General features: G+C 62.4%; 14 protein-coding genes. 4 read left to right on the forward strand and 10 right to left on the reverse strand.

The genetic code is table 11. From position 1 onward, the window contains the following. Positions 1-118: 118 nt before the first annotated feature. Genes ACW5W7_RS17260 through ACW5W7_RS17285 form a run of 6 tightly spaced genes read right to left on the reverse strand, consistent with a single transcriptional unit; the run spans position 119 to position 4,955 of the window. Positions 119-1,297, reverse strand: coding sequence for a tetratricopeptide repeat protein (locus tag ACW5W7_RS17260; RefSeq protein WP_456502488.1), 1,179 nt, complete (start codon positions 1,295-1,297; stop codon positions 119-121). A gap of 2 nt (positions 1,298-1,299) precedes the next feature. Then, complete coding sequence (locus ACW5W7_RS17265; protein WP_456502489.1) at positions 1,300-1,962, reverse strand: energy transducer TonB; 663 nt, start codon at positions 1,960-1,962, stop codon at positions 1,300-1,302. After that, complete coding sequence (locus tag ACW5W7_RS17270) at positions 1,959-2,360, reverse strand: ExbD/TolR family protein (protein ID WP_349920408.1); 402 nt, start codon at positions 2,358-2,360, stop codon at positions 1,959-1,961. Before ACW5W7_RS17270 ends, ACW5W7_RS17265 begins: the two co-directional genes overlap by 4 nt. After that, positions 2,357-2,887 (reverse strand): MotA/TolQ/ExbB proton channel family protein, encoded by a 531-nt coding sequence (locus tag ACW5W7_RS17275; RefSeq protein WP_456502490.1) that lies wholly within the window; start codon positions 2,885-2,887, stop codon positions 2,357-2,359. Before ACW5W7_RS17275 ends, ACW5W7_RS17270 begins: the two co-directional genes overlap by 4 nt. Further along, positions 2,884-4,197, reverse strand: a complete 1,314-nt coding sequence (locus tag ACW5W7_RS17280) for a MotA/TolQ/ExbB proton channel family protein (protein ID WP_456502491.1) — start codon at positions 4,195-4,197, stop codon at positions 2,884-2,886. The genes ACW5W7_RS17275 and ACW5W7_RS17280 overlap by 4 nt, the downstream gene beginning before the upstream one ends. Continuing rightward, a complete protein-coding gene (locus ACW5W7_RS17285) occupies positions 4,194-4,955 on the reverse strand; it encodes a DUF3450 domain-containing protein (RefSeq protein WP_349920411.1) in 762 nt (253 codons plus the stop codon). The genes ACW5W7_RS17280 and ACW5W7_RS17285 overlap by 4 nt, the downstream gene beginning before the upstream one ends. 212 nt (positions 4,956-5,167) lie before the next feature. On the opposite strand from ACW5W7_RS17285, the gene ACW5W7_RS17290 reads away from it, so the two are divergent. Further along, positions 5,168-5,944, forward strand: coding sequence for a helix-turn-helix transcriptional regulator (locus tag ACW5W7_RS17290; RefSeq protein WP_349920412.1), 777 nt, complete (start codon positions 5,168-5,170; stop codon positions 5,942-5,944). Between the two features lie 60 nt (positions 5,945-6,004). Here ACW5W7_RS17290 and ACW5W7_RS17295 read toward each other — a convergent pair whose 3' ends face one another. The 4 genes from ACW5W7_RS17295 to ACW5W7_RS17310 form a co-directional block, all read right to left on the reverse strand. Further along, on the reverse strand, positions 6,005-10,420 hold the full coding sequence (locus ACW5W7_RS17295; protein ID WP_456502492.1) for a response regulator: 4,416 nt from the start codon (positions 10,418-10,420) through the stop codon (positions 6,005-6,007). A gap of 20 nt (positions 10,421-10,440) precedes the next feature. Next, the gene (locus tag ACW5W7_RS17300) at positions 10,441-11,592 is read right to left on the reverse strand and encodes a response regulator (protein WP_456502493.1); all 1,152 of its coding nucleotides are present in this window, start codon (positions 11,590-11,592) and stop codon (positions 10,441-10,443) included. A gap of 204 nt (positions 11,593-11,796) precedes the next feature. After that, positions 11,797-13,629, reverse strand: a complete 1,833-nt coding sequence (gene glmS, locus ACW5W7_RS17305; RefSeq protein WP_456502494.1) for a glutamine--fructose-6-phosphate transaminase (isomerizing) — start codon at positions 13,627-13,629, stop codon at positions 11,797-11,799. A gap of 67 nt (positions 13,630-13,696) precedes the next feature. Further along, a complete protein-coding gene (locus tag ACW5W7_RS17310; protein WP_349920416.1) occupies positions 13,697-14,470 on the reverse strand; it encodes a DeoR/GlpR family DNA-binding transcription regulator in 774 nt (257 codons plus the stop codon). A 120-nt stretch (positions 14,471-14,590) separates the two neighbouring features. On the opposite strand from ACW5W7_RS17310, the gene blrA reads away from it, so the two are divergent. The 3 genes from blrA (at position 14,591) to blaOXA (ending at position 17,647) form a co-directional block, all read left to right on the forward strand. Next, complete coding sequence (gene blrA / locus ACW5W7_RS17315; RefSeq protein WP_349920417.1) at positions 14,591-15,265, forward strand: beta-lactam response regulator transcription factor BlrA; 675 nt, start codon at positions 14,591-14,593, stop codon at positions 15,263-15,265. A 52-nt stretch (positions 15,266-15,317) separates the two neighbouring features. After that, entirely contained in the window at positions 15,318-16,739 is a 1,422-nt protein-coding gene (blrB, locus tag ACW5W7_RS17320) for a beta-lactam sensor histidine kinase BlrB (protein WP_349920418.1), read from the forward strand. A gap of 113 nt (positions 16,740-16,852) precedes the next feature. After that, complete coding sequence (gene blaOXA / locus ACW5W7_RS17325) at positions 16,853-17,647, forward strand: class D beta-lactamase (RefSeq protein ID WP_456502545.1); 795 nt, start codon at positions 16,853-16,855, stop codon at positions 17,645-17,647. The last annotated feature ends 42 nt before the right edge of the window (positions 17,648-17,689 follow it).

The raw sequence follows: 17,689 nt of genomic DNA on the forward strand, positions 1-17,689 counted from the left end.
TGCTGGTAGGGGCGCATTATAGGGAGCCGCGCCGGGATGACAAGGGCTTTTTGTGAAAAGGATCTCGTTTGCTGAAAAAGCAGGCAAAGAGGCACAAAAGCCAATATTTACATCCGTTTTACGCCGCCTTTTTGTTCAATCCTTCCCGCTGGGTCTCGATATAGTTGACCCAGCTGGTCGCACGCTGCGCCCAGTTGCCTTCCTTTTGCAGCTCCAGCGCCAGTTCCAACGCCTGGGCATACTGTTGCTTGCTGAGGTGAGCCTGTACCAGCAGTGCCTTGGCACGATTGCCCTGCTCGCCCTTCATGGATTTGATGGCTGCCAGCTGAGTCATGGCTGCATCCATCTTGCCTTGTTGCAACATCAACTCGGCGGCGCGCATACCCGCCTTGGGGTGACCATATTGCTTGGCGAGCAACTGCCAGCTATCGACGGCCTTGGGCCACTCTCGCGCCCCTTCCCACAGTTGAGCCAGCAGTTGCTGGTTTTCGGCACTCTGCTTCATCTGTCCTTTCGCCATGGCGTTCTCCAGCAGGCGAGCGCCACGATAGGGCAGACCCTGCCAGGCATAGAGGCGGATCAACTGACCGCGCGCGGCCACATCATCCATCAGCTGGCGATCGATGGCGGTCTGCAGCAAGGCCAGCGCCTGATCCCCGCGCTTGGCGGAAAGATTCAGCGAAACCGCCTGCTGCCACCACTTGCTCTCTTTGGGCTCGCGACGGACAAGGTCCTGTGCCTGATCGGCAGCCTGCGCATAGCGCTGCTGGGCGGTAAGGGCCGAGAGACGAATGATGGCGGCCTGCTTGTTCCAGCCCTTCTTGAGCAGTTGTTCGCTCTGGCTGGCAGCTTCGCCATATTGTTTGTTGTGGTAATAGAGACCAGCCAAACGCAACCGAAGGCTGTCATCGGCCTTGAGTGCCAGGGCAGCTTTGTAGCTGGCGATGGCACCAGACCAGTTCGACTGCTGGGCCTGAATATCCCCACGCAGACGCAGCAGTTGGAGTTGCTGCTCCTGCGGCCACTCTTTATAGGCCAATGCCTGCTCCACATAACGGCTCGCCTGAGTCGTCTGTTGCAGGTTGGACGCCAGCGATGCCTGCAGCTGAGCCAGCCAGGCACGCTCACCATCAGACTGGGGCTTGAGCTCAGATGCCTTGTTCTGGGCCTGTTGCCATTGGCCAGACTGATAAAGCTTCATCACGGGTTCCAGCTGGCGGGAAAAGGCCGGGCTGACTTCCAGGGCCAGACAGGCTTGGCTGACCAGGGCCAGCAGACAGATCCAGATCCGCAGCATAGTTATGACTCCAACTTGAATTTGAGCGTGATGACCTGCATCAGCTTGTCACTGGCGCCAGGCCTTGGCTGATAGCGCCACTTGCTGACCGCCTGAATGGCGGCGCGTTCGAACTGGCGCTTGGGCTTGGCTTCGATCACTTCCACATTCTGTACTCGGCCATCGCTGTCGACGGCAAAACGTACCGTCACGAATCCTTCGATTCCCGCTTGCTGGGCACGATAGGGGTATGCCGGTTCCACCCGCTGCAGCGGCGTCAGCATATCGCCAACCCCGACGCCAGCGCCCTGGGCCTGGCCATGGAAGTTGCCGCTGAGCACGGGGGCCGGGCTGGTCGCCACCCCGGGAGCGTGAACCTGCACCGCGCTCAGGCTGGAAACCAGGTCCAGACTGGGCTGGACCGACGGCAGAGGTGCTGCCGCCGGCATGGGCATCGGGGCGGACGCGAGGGCAGCCGGAGGCTCCGGTAGGGGCTCCGGCTGTTCAGGGACAGGGCGCTCACGCACCTGCACCTCATTCACCTCGGTCTGCATATTGATGACGATGGCTCTCTGCTCGGCCGAGGATTTCTCCTTCTGGGGCGGCTCGACCAGGGTGGCCATGAACAGCAGGATCCCCAGACTGAGGAGAAGCCCCAGTCCCAGGCTCATCAGCTTGAATTTCATTTCGGCGCCACCGCCACGGCGATGTTGGCGATCCCGGCTGCCTTGGCTTCATCCATGACCCGCACCACACGACCATGGGGCACCCGTTCGTCCGCCTGGATCACCAGGCTGGCATCGGGTTGTTCGGTCAGCATGCGGGACAGGCTGGCCTGTACCCGTTCTACATCCACCTGTTTGCGGTCGAGGAAAATCTGCCCCTGGGCACCGATGGCCAACATGATGCTGGAGGATTTCTGGGCCTTGGCCTGGCTTGCCTGAGGTCTGTGTACCTCGAGCCCGGCCTCGCGCACGAAAGAGGTGGTCACGATGAAGAAGATCAGCATGATGAACACGATATCCAGCATGGGAGTCATGTCGATCTGCACTTCATCGCGCTGGCGTTTGGATTGCCGTCTCATTGCATTACCTTCTCTTCTCGCAAACCGTCACGGGTCCTGGCCAGCGCACGCTTGGCCAGGCTCTCGAGCCGGCTGAGTAACAACACGCCGGACAGCGCCACCACCATGCCTGCCATGGTGGGGATGGTGGCTCGGGAGATCCCGCCCGCCATGCTCTCCGGGTTAAAGCGGTTGGCGGCGGCCAACGCATCGAATACGCCAATCATGCCGGTCACTGTGCCAAGCAGACCCAGCATGGGGCAGAGCACCACCAGGGTGCGGATGAAGATCAGATGGCGGTTTAGCTCGAGCTCCGCCTCGGCCAACCAGCGGCCACGGATGGCCCTGGCATGCCAGCTGTGGTGCTCACCTCGGTTCTGCCAGCGGCTGAACAGTTGCCGCTGCAAGGCACCAAATCCCAGCTTGAGGTAGAGCACCCGCTCGATCATCAGGATCCACATCAGCACCAGCAGGGCCAGGATGACCCAGAGCACGGGGCCACCACGGCCCATGAAGCTCTGCAACTGTTGCCAGATGTCGACGATCATGCCACCCGCTCCATCCCGTCCCCGTTGCTCTCGGCCCGCTCGGCCAGGATGCCGGTGACCTGTTGCTCCAGGACGTTGGAGAGCTCGGTGAAGCGGGACAGCAGCAGGCTGTGGGCCAGGATCAGCGGGATGGCGGCCACCAGGCCTTGTACCGTGGTGATCAGCGCCATGGAGATGCCGCCCGCCATGATCTTGGGATCGCCGGTACCGAACTGGGTGATGGCCTGGAAGGTGCCGATCATCCCGGTCACGGTCCCGAGCAGACCCAGCATGGGGGCGATGGCCGCGATGACCTTGACCATGCCGATACCGCGCTCGAGTCGCGGGGTTTCCTGCAAGATGGCTTCGTCGAGCCTCAGTTCAAGGGTCTCCATGCTCAACTCGGGGTGTTGATCCGCCACCGTCAGCACCCGGCCGAGGGCGTTGTCGGTGTGATACTCACCACTCTTGAGCTGACGGCGCACCCGGCCGAGCTCCCGGGACAAGGTCCAGAGCCGCACGCCGGCGATGCCGAGGCCGATGACGGCCAGCAACACTATGATGGCGCCGACCTGCCCACCCTGTTGCACCTGCTGCCAGAAGCTGGGAGCCTGAGCCAACATGTCGAGCAGCACGCCGTGAGAGGGATCCAGCGGCAATGCTTCCCCTTCCTGACCCTGATAGGCGGCCAATTCGGAGTGCACGGCACCGGGCAGCCCCAGTACGGGGGTAATCCCTTCTGCGCTTACCTGCAGATAGCCGGCACTGCCACCAGCGCCAAATAACGCAAAGCTGCCAACCCGGGTCAGAGACTGCTCACTGGCCGCCCCCTGTGCATCGAGCACCTTGCCGTTGAACTGAACCACCCGGCCAGACTCGCGGATCTCTTGCAGCAGACTGGCGGGCAGCAGCGCAAGCGCGGCGCGATCCGGCACCTGCTTGTCTTGCGCCATGGCGCGCAGAGCAGCCAGACGATCCGGGTACTGACCCTGCACCGAGGACTCAGCCAGCAGCTTGACGGCATCGCTCGCCCCCTGGCGGGTGACCGCGAAGATTTCATTCATGTCGCCGGAGGCTTGCTCCCACTGAGCATTGAGCTCCACCAGCTTCTTTTCGTTCTCCGCAAACTGGCTGGCCAGCCGCTTGCCCAGGCTCTGGGCGGCGGCCAGCTTGGCACGGGCGCTGTTCAACTCGGTAGAGACGGACGCCAGATCTTGATTGGCCGTCTGCTCACGGGCCTGTTCCTGAGCCTTCCAGTCTTCGGCATGGGCCAGTTGGGAGCCGAGGGAAAGGGTGATGAGAAGGGGGAACCACTTCATGGCTGCTCTCATGATTGGGCCTCCTGGCTACGGGCAACAGACAGGGGCACGTGCAACAGTTGCGGGACTTTCTTGTCGGCTGCCATGTCCAGCGCATCGGCGATGGGGGTGAGCCACTGGCTATCGAGGGCCAACCATTGTTTGGCTTCGGCGGACCAGCGCCAGGCCTGGCTGCGATCAGCCGTCATGGCCAGCAGGGAAACCCGGCCAAGGGCCAGCACATCGACCCGGCGCTCGGCGCCATCCAGCATCAACTGGGCAGGATAAGCGTCCATCCGGCTGCCGTATTCGGCTTCAATCTGATAGGCCTGCAGCAATTGACGGAATTTCTCGGCCTCGCTCACATCGGCCCGGGCCAGGGTCACCTTGAGTTGCTCGATGCGCGCCAGACGATCGTCTTTGCGCAGGGGAATATCGTCCTGTACCAGTTGCTCCAGATCGGCCTGCATCTGCAGCATCAGCGGGATCAGCCCCTGACGGGTCTGCTCTACCGCTTCCAGCTGAGTGGTCAGCTTGCCCAGCTCATTTTGCTGATCGGCCACCAGAGACTGCATGTAGCGGTTGTAGGCTTCCAGATCCCGCAGTTGCAGCTGTGCGCTCTGCAACTCTGCCCTGGCAGACACGGCCGCATCGGCCGCTTTTTCGACTCGTTGTTGGGATGATTTCCCATCAGCAATGCTGTTTTTCAGTGCGGGCGCAACCAGATCGTCTGCATTGGCGACGAAGTGAGCGGCCAGTGGCAACAAGGCCAGACCCCAGAGCTTTTTCATGGTACATAATCTTAACAATGATAACTATTCTCATTGTCTCAAAGAGTCGCCCCACTGGCAATCAGATGATTTTCTTGGCCTGCGGCCAAAAAAACAGGATACTTTTTAGACAAGCACGGGAGTTACTGGCGTTGGTCGTCACAACACCACATTAAATAACTAAAAAATGTCTTTTCGATCAGGATGATAAATGATCGAAAAAGGAGACTGACATGTTCAACGATGCGATCTGGGAACACATAGATCGATTCACCAAGGCCAAGAAAACGAGCGAGATCCAGCAGCAACTCGAACGCTTCAGCCACCAGATGGGCTTTGATTATTTCCGTTTGCTGATTATTTTCCCCATCAGCATGCAGAAATCCCATGTCGCCCTATTTAACAATTGCCCCACCAGCTGGTTTGACGCCTATTCGGAGCGGCGCTACCTGACTCAGGATCCTGTGGTCTTCCTCGGACTGAAACAGACCCAGCCCATCTTCTGGAACAAACTCGACTGTGATTCTCCCTGGCTGCCCAGCGCCAGCCGGGAAGTGATGAATCTGGCCGCCGATTTCGGGGTCAGAAACGGGGTCTCCTTCCCGCTGCACACTCCGCAGGGGGAACACGGCATCCTCTCCTTCATCAGCAAGGAAAAATCCAGTTCGGATCTGATGTTTGAAAACGTTCCCTTGCTGTCGTTCTGTGCCAGCTACATCTTCAATTCCGCACTGGAGCTCATCAAGAACAGGCCGGATCTGATGAAGTATCTCACCGAACTGTCGGACAGGGAGAAGGAGTGTCTGTTCTGGGCCAGCGAGGGCAAGACCTCCTGGGAGATAGCGACCATACTCGGCATCAGCGAGCGTACCGTTAACTTCCACCTCAATCAGGTCACCAACAAGACGGACTCCAAGAACCGCAACCAGGCGATCGCCAAGAGCATCTCCAGCGGCATCATAGTGCCCTCCCTGAGCGATGTGACCATCACCAACCTGCGACTGTCCTGAGCCATGACAAGATGAAAAGAGCCGCGTGATGCGGCTCTTTCATTTTCGGGGCCTCGATGACTATCCCTCTCCCTCCTTCTCCCCTTCCTCTCTGCCTTCCAGCAGCGCCAGAGCCGCATCGAAGTCATAGCGTTCAACCTTGAGCGCCACCTGCTGAAGGAGCCCGGCCAGAACCGATTCCAGAGCAAGAGCTCTCAGTGCCGCCAGCGCCTCAACCGCTTCGCTGTCACTCTCGGCCAGCAGATGAGCCAGCCTCTGCAACCGTGGCTGCAATGCACTATCCGACACCAAGTCAGTGGGCTGCGCCACCGGTTCCCTTCCCACGTCATCGCCGAGGGATGTGAGCAATGGCATCAAGGATTGTTCCACCCCGGCCAGTGCCGCCTGCAGCGCATCGTTGCCGAGGCGGGCCCGACAGCCTTGTTCCAGCTCGGCCGCCGCCTTCGCAACCTCGAAGGCACCTATGTTGCCAGCCGTCCCCTTCAGGCTGTGCGCGAGCCGGGTCGCCGCCTCAGGATCCGGGTCGGCGAGGGCGACGGCAAATTGCCCGGCAAAATCCTGATGGGCCGAGAGGAACTTGCGCAGCAAGCGCCGATAGAGATCGGTACGCCCCTGACAGGTCGCCAGCCCGGCAGCCAGATCTATGCCCTCTATCTCGATGGGCAGGTCAGGCACCATGGTCGTCACCCTAGAGCCAACCATGGCGTGCTGACGGTTTCCCGGCTTGATCCATCTGGCCAGGGTCGAAAACATGCTGGCAACATCGAGGGGCTTGGCTATCTGATCGTTCATCCCCGAGGCCAGCGCCCGCTCCCGATCACCGGTCATGGTGTTGGCCGTCATGGCGATCACCGGCAGACTGGCAAAGCGTGATTGCTGGCGGATCCGGCGGGTGGCGGTGTAGCCGTCCATCACCGGCATCTGGCAATCCATCAAGATGCCGTCGAAGTCGGCATCCTGTGCCAGCAGATCCAGCGCCTCCTGACCATTGGCCGCCAGACCGAGGACTATGCCCGCCTCCTGCAGCAACTCACAGGCCAGCTCCCGGTTCAGTTCATTGTCTTCTACCAACAGCAGGCGGGCACCGCGCAAGCTGGCGCTGGCACTGGCGGTCTGTTCGCTGCGCTCGGTCGCCCGGCTATCCATAAGAGGTACCTTGCCGAGCACACTGCCGAGCGCCTCCAGCAGGGTGGAAGGGGTCACCGGCTTGGTCAGCACCACGGGCAGGGGCACCCCCCGGGTTGCGGCCTGCTCATGCACCTCCTCGCGACCGAAGGCGGTCACCATGATCACCGATGGCGTCTGCGCCAGGTTGGCCGCATGCATCTGGCGCACCGTCTCCACCCCGTCCATGCCCGGCATGCGCCAATCCATCAGCACCAGATCATAGGGCAGTGACTTGGTCTCGGCCTCCACCAGCATTGCCAACGCGGTACGACCGCTGTCGGCCACGTCCACCTCTATGCCAAAGCTGCTGGCCATGCCGTAGAGGATCTCGCGGGCGCTGGCATTGTCGTCCACCACCAGGGCCCGCACCCCGATCAACTCGTTCCGGGTGAACATGCGCCTCGGCTGTGCCCCACTCTGGCGCCCCAGCAGGGCATGGAAGTGGAAGCAGGAGCCCTCGCCCTCCACACTCTCCACCCAGATGCGCCCCCCCATCAGTTCGACCAGCCGCCTGGAAATAGAGAGCCCCAACCCTGTGCCACCGTACTTGCGGGTGGTCGAGCTGTCGGCCTGGCTGAACGACTGGAAGATCCGCTCGCACTGCTCCTGGCTCATGCCGATACCGGTATCCCGCACCCAGAAATGCAGTTCCAGCTGTACCCCCTCTTCCCTGAGCACCTCGGCCCCCACCACTATCTCCCCTCGCTCGGTGAACTTGGTTGCATTGTTGCCGAGGTTGATGAGGATCTGCCCCAATCGCAGTGGGTCCCCCACCAGGGCGGTGGGCAGGTCGAAGGGGGTATCGAACAGCAGCTCCAACCCCTTCTCCTCGGCCCGCAGCCCTATCATGCTGGCGAAGTTGTCCAGCACATCCTCCAGGTGGAAGGGGATGATCTCCAGCTCCATCTTGCCCGCCTCAATCTTCGAGAAGTCGAGAATGTCGTTGATGATGCCGAGCAAATTCTCCGCCGAGCGGTGCACCTTCTCGATGTAGTTGCGCTGGCGACGATCCAGCTGGGTGTGCAGGGCCAGGTGGCTCATGCCGATGATGGCGTTCATGGGGGTGCGGATCTCGTGGCTCATGTTGGCGAGGAAGGCGCTCTTGGCCTGGGTCGCCTCCTCCGCCACCGCCCGCGCCTCGGTCAGCACCGTCACATCGATATTGACCCCGGTGGCCCGCAGCGGCACCCCTTCCGGGGTGCGAGTGAAGCGGCAGAGGGATTTGAAGGCGCGCACCGCACCATCATCCCGGCGCACGATACGAAAATCGAGCTCTATCCTGTCCTCTCCCCCCTCAATGGCTTGCTCGAAGCTGTGGCTGGCAAAGTCCGCATCATCTGGATGCAACAAGGCCTTCCAGTGATCCAGCGTGCCACCGAAGCCACCAGGCTCCAATCCGAACATCTTCTCCAGCTGCGGGGTCCAGTAGTTGCGGCCGGTCACCAGATCGATGTCGAACAATCCTATGCCCCCCGCCTCCTGTACCAGGGTCAGACGCTCGCTGGCGGTGCGCAGCCTGGCCCCCATGGCCCTGCGCTCACTCACGTCCCGCACCGAGGCACAGACGCAGATGCCGCGATCCACCAGGGTCGGCAACCGGGAGAGCCCTATCTCCACGGAGAACTGGCTGCCATCCTTGCGTACCCCCTGCAGATCCTCGATGGCGGCCCCCATCTGGCGCGTGCCGCCGTGGGCGATGAAGTGGTTACGCAGCGCCGCATGCTGATCGCGACCGCTCTTTGGCACCAGGCATTCGATGGACTGGCCGTTCAACTCGCCGGCGGCGTAGCCGAACAGCCTGTCCAGCTGGGGATTGGTCAGCAGGATGAGGCCATCGGCACCGATGACCAGCATGCCGTCCGGCGCCGCCTCTATGATGCCGCGATACCAGGCCTCGGTGGCGCGCAAGGCACCCTGCTGGGCCTCGAGCGCTCTGGCCTGATGCTCCAGTTGCAGGGTCTGGGCGCCCATCTCGTCGGCCTGGCGGCGGGTCTCCTGCAACAGGGACAAGGCTACCTCGCTGCGCTCCATGATGGCTAGGGCGCCAGCCAGCCTGGGCAGCACCTCTTGCAGCAGTAGCCCCTCGGTTTCCCCCAGCGGATGAAAGCACGCCAGCTCCAGCACCCCGAGCAACCTCTCCCCCCTCAGCACTGGGTGCACCAGCAGATGGCTGGGCGCGCCGGCCCCCAGCTGGGTGCGCACATGCCAGAAGGACTCCGGCACCCCGTTCAACTGGCGTGGCAGATGATCGCGAGCGCACTGACCAAGCAGCCCCTCACCCAGTGCCACCACCTCTGCCAGCGGGGAGGCGGGATCGTTCGCATAGCCTCCCACCAGATGCAGGCTGTCAGAGCCCTGATGCAGGCTGTAGAGCGCCCCCTGGCAGACTTCCAGCTGGGGTGCCATACGGCCGAAAAAGGCCAGGGCCAGCTCTGGCGGCGTCTCGGCCAGTTGCAGATCCACCTGCAGCAGGGAGACCTGGGCCTTGACCTTGCGTTGCAGCTCCAGCTGACGCGCCTCCAGCTGCAGGGTGGCGATGGCCCGCGCCAGATCGCCGGTCTCGTTGTGCATGTCGGCATGGGGAATGGGATGATCCAGCTGACCGGCGGCCAGCAGATCTACCGCCTTGCGCACCCGCTCGAGGGGATTGCGGATCGACTTGCTGACCAGCCAGACCAGGATCAGTGACAGCCCCAGCCCCCCCAGCAACAGCGAATAGGTGAGCAGGCTGCTCTGCTTGGCAAAATCCGTGATCTGGATGACCAGATCCCGCAACGCGGACTGCTTGACCTCGGCGATGTGCTCCAGCATGGCATCGGCGCGGGCGTCCAGCCGCTCAAACTCATCGCTATTGAGCAGCACCTGCGCCTGTTCCTGATTGCCCTGGGCGACCAGTTGCAACACCTTGTCGCTGAGCTGCTGGTGACGCTCCAGCTGCATCTCGAGATCCGATGAATTGACCAGGCTCTCGGTGCGCCACAGGGTCGGCTTGGCCAGGGCCAGCTCCTCGTACAGCGTTTTCTGGGCATCCTGCAACTGCTTGAAGGCCTCGGTCCGCACACTCCGATCGCTGGAACCAACGGCTTTGCGCAGGGCCTGCTGGATATGGGGCAATTGCACCCTCGCCTCCTGCAGGTGGATGGCGCCCACCAGGTCCTTGCTATAGAGGTGATCCAGATCCCGGGTCAACTTGCTCTGGGTACGCAGACTCTGGATGCCAAGGGCCAGCGCCAGCGCCAGCAGCACGGCAAACCCCAATATCAGCTTGTGCCGCAGTGCGAGCCGCTCAAGCAGAACCAGCACTCTCATGGGGGCTCCTTGTCTCTGGCTCAGGGGGTCGGGGCATGCCGGGCGGCCTGCAGAGCAGCCATGTCCTGCTCGCTGTCACTGAAGCGATCGGCGATGGCCTTGAACTGCTCGGTGGCGGACAGAAAGGCCGCGCAGACATCCGGATCGAAGTGCCAACCCCTCCCCTGACGAATGATGTCCACTGCCTCCTCGTGGGACATGCCTGCCTTGTAGACCCGGCGGCAGATCAGCGCATCGTAGACATCGGCCACCGCCATCAACCGGGCACTGATGGGGATGGCATCCCCGGACAGCCCTTCCGGATAACCGCTGCCGTCCCACTTCTCCTGATGGCTGTAGGCAATCTCCTTGGCCAGGCGCAGAAAATCCACCGGGAATCCGAGCTGATCTTCGGCCCGCTGGATGGCGTCACGCCCCAGCGTGGTGTGCGTCATCATGATCTCGAACTCTTCCTTGGTGAGGCGACCGGGTTTGAGCAGGATGTGATCCGGGATGCCGACCTTGCCGATGTCGTGCAGGGGAGCCGACTTGAACAGCAGGTGGATGGTGTCGTCGTTGAGGAAGTGGCGAAAACGGGGATGGTCCCGCAACAGCTCGGCGAGCAGTTTGACGTAGTGCTGGGTACGGCGGATATGGTTGCCGGTCTCGTTGTCCCGGGTCTCCGCCAGGGAGGCCATGGCCTGGATGGTCACCTCCTGGATCGCCATCACCTCGCGGGTGCGCCGTTGCACCTCCTGCTCGAGGAAGTCGTTCTGATCCCGCAGGAAATCGGCGGCCGCCTTGACCTTCAGCTGGTTCTCAACCCGCGCCAGCACCCGCGGCGGGCTGATGGGCTTGGTGATGTAGTCGACGGCGCCGAGCGCCAACCCCTGAAGTTCGCTCTCCACGGCCGCCATGGAGGTGAGGAAGATGATGGGGATGTGGCGGGTGCGGCCATCCTGCTGCAACCGCTCCGCCACCTGCAATCCGGACAGGCCGGGCATCATGATGTCCAGCAGGATCAGATCCGGCAAGGGGTCCCCGGCCAGGATGCGCAAGGCTTTCTCGCCATTGTTGGCGAGCTTGACCCTGTACTTGTCCCTGAGCAGTTCGGCCATCAACATCAGGTTGTCCGGGGTATCGTCCACCACCAGCACTGTGGTGGAGGAATGGGTCTCTTGGGGGTGATTCATGGGATGCGATCTCCAGCCCTGTATTGAGTGGTCACACATCTGTGCCACCGGTCTAGAGCAAGCTTAGCGTCGAAGTAATCAGCCAGCTTTCAGCCACTTAAATAAAAAACCGGCGCATCACGAGCTGTGATGCGCCGGTTTTTCATCAGGTACTTGCGGATCGTGGTGGAGTAAAATGCTTACCCAACCACGATATACAGTTTATTACTCCACGGTAACCGATTTGGCCAGGTTGCGCGGCTGATCCACGTCCGTGCCCTTGATGAGGGCCACGTGATAGGAGAGCAGTTGCAGCGGTACCGTGTAGACGATGGGAGCAATCATCTCTTCCACGTGGTTCAGGCTCATCACCCGCATGGTCTCGTCGCTCTTGAAGCCGGCGTCTGCATCGGCGAACACGTAGAGGATACCGCCACGGGCGCGCACCTCTTCCACGTTGGATTTGAGCTTCTCCAGCAGATCGTTGTTCGGCGCCACCACTATGATGGGCATCTCCGCATCGATCAGCGCCAGCGGGCCGTGCTTGAGCTCACCGGCGGCATAGGCCTCGGCGTGGATATAGGAGATCTCCTTGAGTTTGAGCGCCCCTTCCATGGCGATGGGGTACTGGCTGCCACGGCCGAGGAACAGGCTGTGGTGCTTGTCGGCAAACTCTTCCGCCAGGGTCTCGATCTGCTTGGCCAGGGCCAGGCTCTCCTTGATGCGCAGGGGCAGGGCCTGCAGCGCCTTGACCAGTTCGGCCTCGGCGGCGGCGCTCAGGTGGCCGCGGCAATGACCGACGGAGGCCACCAGCATCAGCAGGCCGGCCAGCTGGGTGGTGAACGCCTTGGTGGAGGCCACTCCGATCTCGGCACCGGCACGGGTCATGAAGGCGAGATCCGATTCACGCACCAGGGAGGAACCCGGCACGTTGCAGATGGCCAGGGAGCTCATGTAACCGGACTCCTTGGCCAGGCGCAGGGCGGCCAGGGTGTCGGCGGTCTCACCGCTCTGGGACAGGGTCACCAGCAGGCTGTTGGGGCGCACCACCGACTTGCGGTAGCGGAACTCGGAGGCGATCTCCACGTCGCAGGAGACGCTGGCGATCTCTTCGAACCAGTAGCGGGCCACCATGCCGGAGTTGTAGGAGGTGCCGCAGGCCACGATCTGGACATGATCCACCTTGTCGAAGATGGCGCGGGCACCGTTGCCGAACGACTCGACGATCACGTGATCGCTGCCGAGGCGCCCTTCCAGGGTGTTGGTGATGGCCTTGGGCTGCTCGTAGATCTCTTTGAGCATGTAGTGGCGGTATTCACCCTTGTCACCGGCGTCGTGGGACAGCTCGGATTCCAGCTCCTCGCGCACCACGGCGTTGCCGTCGGTATCGAACACATGGACGTCGCGGCGAGTCACCTCGGCCACGTCACCCTCTTCCAGGAAGATGAAGCGGCGGGTCACCGGCAGCAGGGCCATCTGATCGGAGGCGATGAAGTTCTCGCCGATGCCACGGCCGATCACCAGGGGGGAGCCGGAACGGGCCACCACCAGACGGCTGTCGTCACGGCTGTCCATCACGACGGTGCCGTAGGCGCCGCGCAGTTGCTTCACCGCCACCTGCATGGCAACCAGCAGGCTGGGGGCAGATTTCAGCTCGTGGTGCACCAGATGGGCGATCACCTCGGTATCGGTGTCCGAACTGAACTCATAACCCATGCCCTGCAACTGGCTGCGCAGCTCTTCATGGTTCTCGATGATGCCGTTGTGCACCACGACGATGTGTTCGGAGACGTGGGGGTGGGCGTTGCGCTCGGACGGCTCGCCGTGGGTGGCCCAACGGGTGTGGGCGATGCCGGTGCCGCCGTGGACGGACTGCTCTTCCAGCGCCTTGGCCAGCTCGGCTACCTTGCCGAGGCGGCGTACCCGCTGCAGCGGCTGGCTGGCGCTGAACACGGCCACACCGGCGGAGTCATAACCGCGATATTCCAGACGGCGCAGGCCCTCTACCAGAATTTCAGCCACATCACGTTGGGCCACGGCCCCGACGATGCCACACATAGGATTCTCCTTGAGACGTTAAGACTTGATGCTTTGGATAGTTGGATGTTCGATTCAGGCAGTCATATCAACTGACAACAGGGGCACAGACCAGCTGGATCCCCTGCGCTTGAAGCTGTTCCCTGGCCTCGGGGGCCAGCCCCTCGTCGGTCACCAGGGTGTGGACGCTGCCCCATGGCAGCTCCAGATTGGGAATGCGACGGCCGATCTTCTCGGATTCAACCATGACGATGACCTCGCGGGAGACCTCGGCCATCACCCGGGACAGTCCCACCAGCTCGTTGAAGGTGGTGGTGCCTCGCGCCAGATCGATGCCGTCGGCACCGATGAACAACTGGTCGAAGTCGTAGGAGCGCAGCACCTGCTCCGCCACCTGGCCCTGGAAGGACTCGGAGTGGGGATCCCAGGTACCGCCGGTCATCAGCAGGGTGGGTTCGTTCTCCAGCTCCCGCAGGGCTCCGGCCACGTTGAGGGAGTTGGTCATCACGATGAGGCCGCGCTTGTTGCCGAGCAGGGGGATCATGGCGCTGGTGGTGCTGCCGCTGTCGATGATGACGCGATTGTGATCGCGGATCCGCTCGGCGGCGGCACGGGCGATGGCCATCTTTCGTTTCGAAACTTGTTCTGGATTCTCATTCGCCACCATCTCGCTCGGCAGGGGAACGGCACCGCCGTAACGGCGCAACAGCAAGCCGCCGGTTTCCAGCACGGCCAGATCCTTGCGGATGGTGACTTCGGAGGTGGCGAAGTGTTTGGCGAGGGCATCCACGCTCACCTCACCCTGTTCTTGAACCAGGGTGACTATGGTGTGGCGGCGCTGTTGGGTGTTGCGTTTGTTCATTTAAAAGTTTCGATTCGAAAGAATATCGAAATGTTAGCGACTTTTTTGGAAAAATCAAACGGCAAATAGGATCCGATGTGCATCGGTGCCAGAATGAGGGCTGATTTGCGAGAGGACGCCATGCAAAAACGAGTCATCTGGCTGGTGGAAGATGAGGCCAGCATTGCCGACACCCTGATCTATGCGCTGCAAACTGACGGTTTCGAGGTGGAGTGGTTCCCCCTGGGTCAACCCATGCTGGCGCGACTGGAACAGACGCAGCCCGACTTCCTGATCCTGGATGTGGGCCTGCCGGACATCAGCGGCTTCGAGCTGTGCAAGCAGGTACGCACCCGTTGTGATCGGCCCTTGATGTTTCTGACCGCCCGCAGCGAGGAGATAGATCGCCTGATTGGACTGGAAATCGGTGCCGACGACTACGTGGCCAAGCCGTTCTCCCCGCGGGAAGTGTGCGCCCGGGTGCGGGTGATTCTGCGCCGCAGCCAGCCTGCCGCCCCCCAATCCAGCCCCTTGCTGGTACTGGACGAGGAGCGGGCCCGCATCTGCTTCCACGGCCAGGCCCTGGCCCTCACCCGTTACGAATACCTGCTGCTCAAGACCCTGATGCAGGCGCCGGGGCGGGTCTACTCCCGCCAGCAGTTGATGGATCTGGTGTGGTGCGGAGCGGAGGAGAGCCTGGATCGCACCGTGGATACCCACATCAAGACTCTGCGCGCCAAACTGCGGGAGCGGGACCCGGCCACCAGCCTGATCCTGACCCATCGCGGGCTGGGCTACAGCCTGGAGCTGGCATGAGAAGGGCGGCGCGGCGAGACAACCCAAAACGGGGCGATAGCCGGAGTCAGACATGCGTATAGGCCTGCAGTTGCTGTGCGGCCTGGTGCTGATCTTCGCCCTGGCCGCCTGGTTCGTGCTGGAGATCTTCGTCGAGGAGATCAAACCCGGGGTGCGCAGCGCCACCGAAGACACCCTGGTGGACATGGCCCAGTTGCTGGCACCGCTGGCGCTCGACGATCTGCAGGAAGGGAAGATGGCGGATGGCCGGCTCGCCAGCGCCTTCGCCCGCCTCAACCAGACCCCTCTCAACGCTCTCATCGACGGCCACCTCAAGCAGCAGGCCGAGTACCGCATCTATGTGGTGAATGCCAGGGGGCTGGTGGTCTATGACTCCAGCGGCCAGGATCTCGGCAAGGACTACTCCCGCTGGAACGATGTCTACCGCACCCTGCGCGGGGAGTACGGCGCCCGCAGTACCCGCAGCGATCCGGACGATCCCGCCAGCTCGGTGATGCACGTGGCCGCCCCCCTGCGCGACGGTCAAGCCATCCTGGGTTCCCTCACCGTCGCCAAACCCAATCGCACCCTGCTGCCCATGATAGAGCGCAGCGAGCACCAGCTGTTGCAGGGGGCCGCCGTGCTGCTGCTCATCTCCCTGCTGATCGGGGGCCTGCTGGTGTGGTGGCTCAACCGTGCCATCGGCAAGCTGGTGCACTACGCCGATGCGGTCAGCCAGGGAAAACCCACCAGCCTGCCGGCACTCCATAGCCCGGAACTGGACCGGCTCGGCCGCTCCCTTGAAACCATGCGCCGTCAGCTGGATGGCAAGTCCTATATCGAGGCCTATGTTCACAGCCTGACCCATGAGCTCAAGAGTCCGCTGGCCGCCATCCGCGGAGCCGGAGAGATATTGGCCGAGACGCCGCCCCCCGAGGTGGCGAAGCGCTTTATCGGCAACATCAATCTGGAGACGGCCCGCATGCAGCAACTGATCGAGCGCATGCTGCAACTGGCCAGGCTGGAATCGGGACAAGGACTGGACAGGCTTCCCTGCACCCCCGCCAGCCTGGGCAAGCGGGTGCTGGATGCCCGCCAGATCGTGGCGAGGGGTCGTCGGGTCACGTTGTCGGCGGCCCTCGCCGAGGGCCAGAAACAGAAGTGGGACTCCCTGCTGGTGGAGCAAGCCCTCGGCAACCTGCTGGACAATGCGCTGGATTTCTCCCCCGTCGCCGGCACAGTCCAGCTGACGGGAAGTGTCGAGGGGGACGGTTATCGCTTCCAGGTCAAAGATGAGGGGCCCGGCATTCCGGACTACGCCCTGCCACGGATCTTTGAGCGATTCTACTCGCTGCCAAGGCCTGACAAGGGCAAGAGCAGCGGCCTCGGTCTCAGCTTCGCCCGCGAAGTGGCGCGCCAGCACGGGGGCAGGCTGACCCTGTGCAACCAACCAGGAGGCGGAGTGCTGGCAGAATTGTGGCTGCCGGCAGCCTGAGTCGTCGATTCACTCAGGACCAGACTTCATATTGAGCACACAGAGCGGGGTTAAGCTGCCCCTTCATTACAGGAGCCACCATGGGGGTGCTCTTGTGCCTCAAGGAGATTGCCATGTCCCGTCTGCTGTTATCCGGCCTGTTTGCCGCCGGCCTCTTCTTCGCCCTGCCCGCCAGCGCCGCCTCGGGCTGCATGCTGTTTGCCGACGGCAACGGCAAGCCCACCAGCAAAGAGGGGGACTGCGCCAGCCAGCTGCCCCCCGCCTCCACCTTCAAGATCCCGCTGGCACTGATGGGGTATGACAGCGGCTTCCTGGTGGATGAACAACTGCCCGCCCTGCCGTTCAAACCGGGGGATGCCGACTTTCTGCCAGAGTGGCGGGAGACCACCACCCCGAGCCGCTGGATGCAATACTCCGTCATCTGGTACTCCCAGCGCCTCACCGAGTGGCTGGGGATGGCACGCCTGCAGCACTATGTGGATGCCTTCGACTACGGCAACCGGGATCTTTCCGGCAACCCGGGCAAACACGATGGTCTGACCCAGGCCTGGCTCAGCGCCAGCCTCGCCATCAGCCCGGAAGAGCAGGCCCGCTTCCTCGGCAGGATGGTGAATGGCAAGCTGCCGGTCTCCGCCCAGACCCTGGCACACACCGGCACCCTCATGCGTCAGCCGGATATCGATGGCTGGCAGATCCACGGCAAGACCGGCATGGGCTACCCCAAGTTGCTGGATGGGACTCTCAACCGGGAGCGGCAGATCGGCTGGTTCGTCGGCTGGGCCAGCAAGCAGGACAAGAAGCTCATCTTCGTCCATACCGTCATCCAGAAGCCGGGCAAGCAGTTCGCCTCCCTCAGGGCCAGGGACGAGGTCTTTGCCGCCCTCCCTGCACGGCTGAAACAGATGTAATGAAATGCATGAACCGGCGCCAGGCGCCGGTTTTTTTATCCC

This window comes from Aeromonas intestinalis, from assembly GCF_054052485.1.